Origin of the sequence: Pseudomonas citronellolis, from assembly GCF_029335315.1 — a bacterium.
Classification (GTDB): Bacteria; Pseudomonadota; Gammaproteobacteria; order Pseudomonadales; family Pseudomonadaceae; genus Pseudomonas; species Pseudomonas citronellolis_A.
In genome coordinates, this window is sequence record NZ_JARJLT010000138.1 from 1 (window position 1) to 6985 (window position 6985).

The 6985-nt window shown below is 69.8% G+C and carries 4 protein-coding genes; 3 read left to right on the forward strand and 1 reads right to left on the reverse strand.

Annotated features, from left to right (window positions below; translation table 11 throughout):
* Positions 1-262 precede the first annotated feature (262 nt).
* Both P3W75_RS11440 and P3W75_RS11445 read left to right on the forward strand, forming a co-directional pair.
* A complete protein-coding gene (locus tag P3W75_RS11440; protein ID WP_276227496.1) occupies positions 263-2728 on the forward strand; it encodes a helix-turn-helix transcriptional regulator in 2466 nt (821 codons plus the stop codon).
* Between the two features lie 113 nt (positions 2729-2841).
* On the forward strand, positions 2842-4329 hold the full coding sequence (locus P3W75_RS11445; protein WP_276227497.1) for a DUF1254 domain-containing protein: 1488 nt from the start codon (positions 2842-2844) through the stop codon (positions 4327-4329).
* 54 nt (positions 4330-4383) lie between these two features.
* Here the strand turns inward: P3W75_RS11445 and P3W75_RS11450 are convergent, their stop codons facing one another.
* Positions 4384-5355 carry a helix-turn-helix transcriptional regulator gene (locus tag P3W75_RS11450; protein ID WP_276227498.1) on the reverse strand — a complete coding sequence of 324 codons (972 nt, stop codon included), beginning with the start codon at positions 5353-5355 and terminating at the stop codon, positions 4384-4386.
* 179 nt (positions 5356-5534) lie between these two features.
* On the opposite strand from P3W75_RS11450, the gene P3W75_RS11455 reads away from it, so the two are divergent.
* A partial coding sequence (locus tag P3W75_RS11455) for a DUF1254 domain-containing protein (RefSeq protein ID WP_276227499.1) occupies positions 5535-6985 on the forward strand: 1451 nt, incomplete at its 3' end.

Here is a 6985-nt window from a genome sequence, read left to right on the forward strand (position 1 = left end):
CCTGGGCGGCCTTCGGGCCGCCGCTTTTTCCCCCGCACGGGGGATCAAAAGCACCGCGCGAAAGCCCTAGCATGCTTTCCAGGTCATCCGTGGGGCGCCAGGTGGCGCCCCCGACCGAATCGGGCGCAAGCCCGATGCTCGCAAGAGCAACTCCGTGGTTGGGCGGCCTTCGGGCCGCTCCTTTTTCCCCCGTTCAGGGGATAACCCTGCAAGCGCACAGTTCCTAGGATGGGCCACTGCCCAATCACCGTCCGGAACCGCCATGCCCACCGGCCTGCCACCGCTGCCTCCCGAGCACCTGCATCGTCCCCGCCTGCGCGACCCGTTGTTGCAGGGCGCCGCGCGCCTGCGCCTGCTCTGCGCTCCCGGCGGCTACGGCAAGAGCCAGCTGCTACGCGAGTGCGCCCATGCCCGCCCGGACGAAACCGCGCTCTGCTGGCTGGACCTGCGCGGCGCGGCCGCCGATGCCCAGGCGCTGAGCCTGCGACTGGCCGCCGGTCTCGGCCTGGCCGACAGTTCGGTAAACGCGGTAGCGGCGCACCTGGCGCGCCGCGAGCAGCCGTTGTGGATCATGCTCGACCACCTGCCGGCCCTGCCTGGGCCCGGTTTCATCGAGGCGCTAGGCCAATGGCTGGACTGCGCCGCGCCCTGCGTCGGCTGGTGGCTGGCCTGCCGCCGGCGCCCAGCCTTGCCACTGACCCGCCTGTTGCTCGATGGCGAACTGCTGGAAGTGAACGCCCAGGCGCTGGCGCTGACCCCGGCCGAACTCGGCCAATGGCTCGCCGAGCCCCAGGCCGGCGCCGCGCAGCTGCACCGCTACAGCCACGGCTGGTTCGCCGGCGCCAGCCTGCAACGCCTGGCCGCGCAGCGCGGGGAGGGTGCGGCCAGCGCCGAGCAACTGCTGTCGAACTACCTGCACGGCGAACTGCTCGCCGAGCTGGACGCCACGCAGCGCGAAACCCTCTGCCTGCTGGCCTGCCTGCCCAGCTTCGACGCGTGCCTGTACGAGGCGCTGTTCGAACTGCACACCCCCGCCCCCGCGCTGGCCGAACTGCTCGACGCCGGCGTCTTCATCGAGCCGACGGAGCAGGGCTGGCGAGTGGGGCCGGCAGTGGCGGCGCTGCTCGCCGACAGCCTGCCGAAGCGCCGGCGCGCCTGGTTCTACCGCAGCGCTTGCCAGCATTACGCCGGCGCCGGCGACATCCGGCGGGCCATCCACTACGCGCTGCTGGCGGAACAACCGGAAACCGCCGCCAGCCTGGCCCAGCGCCTGGACCTGGAAAGCCTGCTCGGCGGCGACGGCGGCGAAGCGCTGCTGCTCGGGCGCACGCAGATTCCCGAGGAGCTGCTGCGGAGCACGGCGGAGTTGGTATTGCTGCGCGCCTGGGCGCTGTTCCTCGGCGGCCAGTTGGAACCGGCGCGCACCTGCCTGGCGCAGCTGGCGGCCTTCCTGCCGCAGCCGGACGCGGCGCTGCAGGCCGCCTTGCTCGCGCGCTGGCAGGTGCTCGACGGCCATCTGCGACACAGCCTCGGCGAACCTCCGGCCGAAGGGCTGAGGGAAGCGCTGGCGTGCCTGCCCGCCGGGTGCTGGGCCGAGCGGGTGCTGGGCTTGGCGCTGCTGAGCGAGCAGGCCCTGGCCGAGGGGGCCCGCGAACAGGCCCGGCGCCTGGCCGCCGAAGCCACCCAGGTAGCCCGGGAGCGCGGCAGCCTGGTGTTGGAAGCGCTGTTGGTACTGCAACACTCGGCGCAGCTCGAGCGGCGCGGCGAACTGCTGCGCGCCGAAGCCCAGCTGCGCCGGGTGCTCGCCGAGCTGGCGCCGAGCCGAAGGCCGCTGCGGGCCTGGGCGCGCCTGCACCTGGCGCACAACCTCTGGCGCCAGGGGCGCCTGGAAGAGGCCCGCGATGACTACGCCGAGGCACTGCCGCACTGCGCCGGCGCGGCACTGGCCTGGGCCCATGCCGGCCTCGCCGAGCTGGACGCCGCCGCCGGCCAGACCCAGGCCGCCTTCGACCGCCTGGGCGATGCCGAGCGCGCCATGCAACGCCAGGGCGTCGATGAAGTGCTCTACCGGCCGCTGCTGGATCAATTGCGTGGCCGCCTGTGGCTGGGGCAGGGGCATTACCGGCGCTGCCTGGAGCTGGCCGAGGCGCAGCTCGTCATGGCGCGGGGCGTGCCCGGTTGGCGTCTGGCGCTGGCCGGCTTGGCGGTGCGCCCGGCCTTCGAACTGCTCCGGGCGAGGGCGGCCCTGGCCCTGGGCCAGGACTGCAGCCAGGCCCTGGAAGGCTGGCTGAAGCAGGCGCAACTCGCCGGCCTGCACGGCCAGGCCTGGGAGCTGGGCTTCGCGTTGGCCGAGGCGCACCTGGTCGGCTCCCGCCAGCGCAAGGCCCAGGCCGCGCTGTTCGACGCCCTGGCCCAGGCGCGGCGCAGCGGCGACCAGGGCAGCGCCTGCTACTGGCACTCGTTCCGCCCCGAGGTCGCGCGCTGGGTCGGCCGCGCCGGCGACGCTGCCGAGGCCGCGGCCTGCGCCGACAGTGGCCAGCTGAGCCGCCGCGAGCATTCGGTACTGAACATGATCGCCGAAGGCCTGGCCAACCAGGAGATCGCCGAGCGCCTGCACATTTCGTTGCACACCGTGAAGAGCCACGCCCAGCGCATCAACACCAAGCTCGGCGTGTCCCGGCGCACCCAGGCCATCGTCCGCGCCAAGGCCCTCGGCCTGGTGCGCTGAGGGGGCGCATCCCCCCAAGTGGGGGATCAAAGCCCCTTCGGCGCCGTCCCATAGTCCTCGCCGAAGCCCGTTGCAGACCGCACGGGCATACAACAAGAACAGCGAGGACACCCATGGCAGTCCGCATTCCGGCCGCCTTCCTGCTCTGCGTCGCCAGCCTGGCCGCCGCCGAACCCGCGCCGAGTATCCAGCCAGCGGCGGTCACCAGCGTTCGCGTCGACCGCGCCGAACCCAGCGACAAACCGGCCTACCAGGCCCTGTACCGCGCCCGCGTGCTGGACGCCTACAGCCTCGGCGTACAGGCCTACGTGTACGGCTGGCCGGCGGTGGAGAACCTGCGCATCTGCTCGCGCCTGCTCGACCCGCAGTACCGCCAGCACGCGCCGCTGAACAGCTTCCGCCACGAACCGGCGCCGGCCGACGAGCACTACGACCTGTTCGTGACGCCCAACGCCGACCTGCTGTACTCCCAGGCCTGCCTGGACCTGAGCCGCGAGCCGGTCGTGCTGCATGTGCCCGACACCCGGGGCATGCGCTACTGGACGGCGCAAGTCACCGACGCCTACACCGAAACCGTCGCCAACATTTCCAAGCGCTCGGTGCGCAATGGCCCCGGCGACTACGCGCTGGTCGGTCCCGGCTGGAAGGGCGAGCTGCCCAAGGGCGTCAGCGCGGTGCCGGTGGACACCAACAGCGCCTTCCTGCTGCTGCGCACCTTCTTCGAGGACCGCGCCGACCTGCAGCAGCGCACCCGCGCCGTGCAGCAGGGCTTCAGCCTCACGCCGCTCTCGGCCTACCGCGCCGGCAAGCCCTGGCAGGCCCCGGAACTGCCGGCCGACGACCACCGGCGCGCCGCCCTTGGCGAGCAGCAGGCGCTGTCCACCTCGCTCGACTTCTTCCGCGTGCTCAACCAGGCCATGGCCGACGCCGGGCCGCGCCCCGGCGAAGAAGCGCTGTGGGCCAGCTTCCGGCGCATCGGCGTGGGCCCGGGCCTGGCCTTCGACCCGGCGAAGCTCGACAGCGCCACCCGCGAAGGCCTGCAGAAGGCCGTGGCCGATGGCTGGCAACTGGTCCAGGACCGCTCCATGACCGCCCGCACCAAGCTGGTCAACGGCTGGGGCGTGCCCCAACTCGACCAGCCGGTGGGCGCCTTCGGCTACGACTACCTGCAACGCGCAGGCGTGGCACACCGCGGCATCTACTCCAACACCGCCGACGAATACGCGGCCATGGCCGGCGTGCTCGATACCGAAGGCCGCCCCCTGGACGGCCGCCAACGCTACGTCCTGCACTTCGCCAAGGACGCCTTCCCGAAGGTCGAGGCCTACTGGGGGCTGACCATCTACCGGCTGCCGCAGCGCCTGCTGTATCCCAACGCCGCCGGACGCTGGACGATCAACAGCATCGACCACGGCCTGCACTACAACCCCGACGGCTCGCTGGACATCTACATCCAGCGCGACGCCCCGGCCGGCCGCGAAGCCAACTGGTTGCCCAGCCCCGAGGGTGGCTTCCAGCTGATCTTCCGCGCCTACCGCGCGCAGGACCCGGCGATCTTCCGTGGCGACTGGGCGCCGCCGGCGATCCGGCGCGTCGATTGACGGCCCGGCTGGCGCAACCCGATGCAACGCTCGAACCTCGAAGTGCCGACGCCGCTAGCGATTCTGCGCCCGGCGCAGCGTCTCGCTGGGCAGCTCGCCGAACGCTCGGCGGTACTGGTAGGCGAAGCGCGAGAAGTGGCGGAAACCCCACCGGCTGGCGACCTCGGTGATGCGGCAATGCGCCGTGGCGCCGAGCAGGTCGCGCATCACACCGTTGAGGCGGATGTTGAGGAACCAGCGCCCCGGCGGCATGCCCACCGTGCGCTTGAAGATCAGCTCCAGGGCGCGGCGGCCGTAGCCGCAGCGGTGGGCGAGGGCGTCCAGCTCGACGGTCAGGTCGTCCTCGGTCAGGGCCAGGCGCTCGCAAGCCAGCACCAGCTGGAAATTCTGCCGGGCCAGATTGCTGCGTCGGCCGTCCGCCAGGGTGGCCCCGACCAGTTCGGCGGCGTAACTGTCGGCCAGGCCATTGCGGATGCCATCGGCCAGCGCTGCGGGCAGACCGTCGGCAGCCAGGTTGCGGCCCAGGGCGAGGGCATCTTCGGCCAGGCGAACGAGGCGCGCCCGGCCGCCCGCGCGCAGGCGGATAGACATCGCATGGCGCCCCGGCAACTCCAGCGGGCGCCCGGCGTGGGCGACGACTGCGTTTTGCAGCAGCGCGCGCGGCAGGCTCAGGTTGATCCAGCGCGAGGCGCCGGCGGCGTGGTAGAGCAGCTCGGCGCCCGGTGGATACAGCTGGATTTCGTCGTTATCGATGGTGGCGGTGTTGTAGCGCGTGAGCTCGGCGCCATCGGCCATCAGGCCGACGCACACCACGTCCTCGGGCATGACCCCATGGGCGATGACCGGGAAGTCGTAGCAACCGCTTTCCAGCAGGGTGTTTCCCAGCGCCAGGCGCTGATGCTCCAGGTGGGCCTGCCTGGCCGAATGCAGCCGATGCTGGAAATGCCCGCCATAGATGACGTCGAAGGCCCTCGCCAGATCCAGCCCGGCATAGCTGAAACGCTGGAAGGAGACTGTCTGCTGCATGCCTCTGGGTACCCCGTCGGTTTCGTTTTTCGGCTATCGGATTCCTGCTCTCAATCTAGACTGCAATGCCAACGGGTCCAGCATTCCAGCCCATTCGCCGTACCGCTCAGGGTGCGGCAACCACTTCGGACCCCACGGCCACTCGACTGCGTGGCCCCTCAAGCAAAGGACTACTCGATATGACTCTCGATAAGAACCTATTGGCTTCGGCGATCAGTTGCGTGCTGCTGGTGGCGTCGGCCCAGGCCATGGCGGGCAAGATGGAAAGCGTCGATTCCGCAATCGGCAAGCTGGAGTTCGATGGCGGCTATCCGACCCAGCCGACCATGAAGAAGCTGCTGAACGAGATGGACCTGATGCGCGCCACCGAGGCCTACCTGTGGGGCATCCCCGCCTCGGGGATGATCGAGTGGAAGAACGCCCAGAACGACATCTTCAAGATCCCCGACGGCCACCTGGCGTCCTATATCACCCAGAAGCAGAAGCAGGGCATCCTCACCCCCAACTTCACAACCCCCTACATCGCCTCGCTGGCTGACCTGTCCAAGACCGGCCCGCTGGTGCTGACCCTGCCCAAGGGCCTGATGGCCGGCATGATCATGGATGTGAACCAGCGCGTGCTGGAGGACCTGGGCGTGGTCGGTCCCGACAAGGGCGAGGGCGGCAAGTACCTGTTCCTGCCGCCGGGGCACGAGAAGATCGCCCCCGAGGGCTACCATGTGGTGCAGTCGCCATCGAACATCGTGTTCTTCGGCGTCCGCCTGCTGGGCCAGGACAAGGCGGCGGCGGTAAAGGAGCTGGTGCCGAAGATCAGCACGTCGCTCTACAACGACGGCAAGGGCGGGGAAGCCTGGCCGGTAGTGCCTGCCGGAGAGGAACCCTGGAGCGGGACGCCGCGCACCGGCATGGACTACTGGAGAACCATCAACCAACTGGTGCAGTCCGAAGTCGTCGACGAGCGCGACCGTTTCATGCTGGAGCACCTGCGCTTCCTCGGTATCGAAAAAGGCAAGCCCTTCGCGCCCACCGCCGAACAGAAGGCCATCCTCGAGAAGGGCGCGGTGCTGGGCCAGGCGATGGCCAAGGCCAACAACTACGCCAAGCGCTTCGAGCCGCCGTTCTGGAAAGGCACGCACTGGAAACACGCCATTACCGTGGGCACCGACCAACGCGCCGAGAACTGGGACCAGTTCGACGAGCGCGCGTCCTGGTACTACGAAGCCTTCTCCATCTCGAAAGCCATGCTGACCCAGACCCCGGGCGTCGGCCAGCGCTACATCGTGACCTACCAGGACAAGGACGGTAACTGGCTGACCGGCGAGCACACCTACAAGCTGCACATCCCGGCCAACGTGCCGGCCAAGCAGTTCTGGTCCTCGACCGTGTACGACGAGAAAAACCGGCAGATGATCGTCAACGACGAGAAGGCGCCGGACATCGCCGCCGGCAAGCAGGGCCTGAAGACCAACCCCGACGGCTCGGTGGACGTGTACTACGGGCCCAAGCCGGTCAAGGGCTTCGAACAGAACTGGGTGCAGACCAACCCCGGCGAGGGCTGGTTCACCTACTTCCGCTTCTACGCGCCGACCGAAGCCTTCTTCGACAAGTCCTGGTCCCTGGGCGACATCGA

Excerpts from the sequence above, each read along its gene's own strand:
- P3W75_RS11440 (WP_276227496.1), top strand. The coding sequence starts at position 263 with ATGCCCACCGGCCTGCCACCGCTGCCTCCCGAGCACCTGCATCGTCCC.
- P3W75_RS11445 (WP_276227497.1), top strand. The coding sequence starts at position 2,842 with ATGGCAGTCCGCATTCCGGCCGCCTTCCTGCTCTGCGTCGCCAGCCTG.
- P3W75_RS11450 (WP_276227498.1), bottom strand. The coding sequence starts at position 5,355 with ATGCAGCAGACAGTCTCCTTCCAGCGTTTCAGCTATGCCGGGCTGGAT.